General features: G+C 70.0%; 3 protein-coding genes and 1 pseudogene. All 4 read left to right on the plus strand.

Annotation, left to right across the window (positions count from 1 at the left end; all coding sequences use genetic code 11):
- Positions 1 to 328: pseudogene (locus tag DY245_RS06830) on the plus strand (serine hydroxymethyltransferase); the annotation flags it as partial.
- Position 329: 1 nt separating this feature from the next.
- A complete protein-coding gene (locus DY245_RS06835; RefSeq protein WP_425329352.1) occupies positions 330 to 599 on the plus strand; it encodes a hypothetical protein in 270 nt (89 codons plus the stop codon).
- A 239-nt stretch (positions 600 to 838) separates the two neighbouring features.
- A complete protein-coding gene (locus DY245_RS06840; protein ID WP_128504565.1) occupies positions 839 to 2,569 on the plus strand; it encodes an APC family permease in 1,731 nt (576 codons plus the stop codon).
- A gap of 105 nt (positions 2,570 to 2,674) precedes the next feature.
- The coding region (locus DY245_RS06845) for a serine dehydratase beta chain (RefSeq protein ID WP_147318329.1) at positions 2,675 to 2,751 on the plus strand (77 nt) is incomplete at its 3' end.

The following is a 2,751-nucleotide window of genomic DNA, read 5'->3' on the forward strand; positions in this document are numbered from 1 at the left end:
GCCGTCTTCCCCGGCCAGCAGGGCGGCCCGCTGGAGCACGTCATCGCCGCGAAGGCCGTCTCCTTCAAGGTCGCCGCCTCCGAGGAGTTCAAGGAGCGCCAGCAGCGCACCCTCGAAGGCGCCAAGATCCTCGCCGAACGCCTCATCCAGTACGACATCAAGCAGCACGGCGTCTCCGTCCTGTCCGGCGGCACCGACGTCCACCTCGTCCTGGTCGACCTGCGCGACTCCGAGCTGGACGGCCAGCAGGCCGAGGACCGCCTCCACGAGGTCGGCATCACCGTCAACCGCAACGCCATCCCCAACGACCCCCGGCCGCCCATGGTCANCTGGACGGCCAGCAGGCCGAGGACCGCCTCCACGAGGTCGGCATCACCGTCAACCGCAACGCCATCCCCAACGACCCCCGGCCGCCCATGGTCACCTCGGGCCTGCGCATCGGCACCCCGGCACTGGCCACCCGCGGCTTCCAGGCCGAAGACTTCCGCGAGGTCGCCGACATCATCGCCGAAGCACTCAAGCCCACCTACGACACCAAGGCCCTCAAGGCCCGGGTCACGGCGCTGGCGGACAAGTTCCCGCTGTACCCGTCGCTGTGACGCGTCTCATGCAGTGAGCCCTCGCACCGCCGGTGACCGGCGGGCGAAGGCTGAACGGGCCATGAGCCCGGGGCCGTTGGTCCCGGGCTCATGGTCTGCATGCCCGATTTTCCCTCCCCCTTGTGTGAAATCGCGGCGAATTCTGATGATTCGCGAGAAATAAGGTGTCAGCGGCAGACAGCAGCGGCCCTTCAACGGCGAGGGGGCAATCGGCAACGGCAGGACGGACCACTCACCCCATGGACATGAGCGCGGGCGACCGGAAGGGGCTCAGCCTCTTCGCCCTGATCATGATCGGCATAGGCTCGATCTTCGGCTCCGGCTGGCTCTTCGGCGCCGGTGCCGCCGCCCAGGTGGCGGGCCCCGCGGCGCTGGTCGCCTGGGTGATCGGCGCCGTCTTCATCGGCATGATCGCGATGTCCTACGCGGAGGTCGGCTCGGCCTACCCGATCCCCGGCGGCATGGCCCGCTACGGCCATCTCTCCCACGGCCCGGTCCTCGGCTTCCTCACCGGCTGGGCGGTATGGATCGCGGTCGCCTCGCTCATCCCGATCGAGTCGATCGCCGCCACCCAGTACATGACGTCATGGGGCTTCGCCTGGGCGAAGGACCTGGTCGACCCGGCCGGCCATCACCTCACCCTCTCCGGGACCGGTGTGGCGCTGATCCTGACCGTCGCGCTCTGGCTGACCTGCTACTGGTCGGTCCAGCTGCTGGCCCGCGCCAACACCGTCCTCACCCTGGTCAAGTTCGCGATCCCGGTGCTCGCCGTGCTCGCGCTGATCGGGTCCGGCTTCCACACCTCGAACTTCACCTCGCAGGGCGGCTTCGCCCCGTACGGCTGGCCGGCCGTGCTCACCGCCGTCACCACCTGCGGTGTGGTCTTCGCCTTCAACGGCTTCCAGGCCGTGGTCAACCTCGGCGGCGCCGCCAAGAACCCGGGCCGGGCCATCCCGATCGCCCTGGTCGGCGCGCTCTCGCTGGGCCTGGTGATCTATCTGGCGCTGCAGACCGCTTTCCTGGGGTCGGTGCCGCCCGAGCAGCTGGCCCGGGCGGGCGGCTGGCAGGGCGTGGACCTCAGCTCCCCGTTCGCCGATCTCGCCCAGCTGCTGATGCTGCACTGGGTCGTCATGATGCTGCAGTTCGGCGCGTTCATCTCACCGGCCGGATCCAACATCGCCAATGTCGCCTCGGCCGCGTACATGGTCACCAATCTCGCCGAGACCGGCTTCTTCCCCAGGAAGCTGGCGGCGGTGCACCCGCGGTACGGCACCGCGCGCCCCGCGATGTGGCTCAACCTCGGCTTCTCCGTCCTGCTCCTGGTCACCGTCGGCCGCAGCTGGCAGGCGCTGGCCGGGGTGGTCTCGGCTGCCATGGTCATCTCGTATCTGATCGGCCCGATCGCGGTGGGTGTTTTCCGGCACACCAAGCCGGATCTGCCGCGCCCCTTCCGGCTCCCCGCCGCCACCATCCTCTGCCCCGTGACCTTCGCCTTCGCCGCCTGCGCCCTGTACTGGTCGAAGTGGCCCGACACCGGCAAGGTGACCCTGCTGACGCTGGTCTCCGTGCCGATCGCGGCGCTGGTGCTGCGGCGCAAGGGCGAGACGCGGCTGCTGCGGCAGTTCGCGCCGGCCTGGTGGATGATCCTCTTCCTGGTCTGGATGGCGGCCCTGTCGGCGCTGGGCAGCCCGGATTTCGGCGGCCGCGGCATCATCCCCGGCGGCCTGGACATCGCCCTGGTCGCCCTCTCGGCGCCGGCCTTCTACTTCTGGGCCGTACGCGCCGGGATCATGGCCCATCGGGCCGGGCTCCCGGGCCCCGACCCGGTGCTCGACCGGACCCACGGCCACGCTTCCGACCGGGCGGCGGGCAACGCGGAACCCGCGCACAGCCCCGCGCCCGCCGACCCGGTATCCGCTTCGACACCCCCTGTTACCCCCGATGACGGACGCCCGATGGTTTCCGTCTGACGGCACCGCGCCGGGTCCGGGTTACGCTCGACAATCGGCGCAGAAACGTACCTCCTGTCCCATAGCTCCACCGTCCACCACGAGCAGACAAGGGAGTCCGCCCCCGTGGCCATCTCCGTCTTCGACCTCTTCTCCATCGGCATCGGCCCCTCCAGCTCCCACACCGTCGGCCCCATGCGCGC

The organism is Streptomyces inhibens, from assembly GCF_003389455.1.
Lineage (GTDB): Bacteria > Actinomycetota > Actinomycetes > Streptomycetales > Streptomycetaceae > Streptomyces > Streptomyces inhibens.

Coding starts and splice junctions, on each gene's coding strand:
- DY245_RS06840 (WP_128504565.1), top strand. CDS start 839: ATGGACATGAGCGCGGGCGACCGGAAGGGGCTCAGCCTCTTCGCCCTG.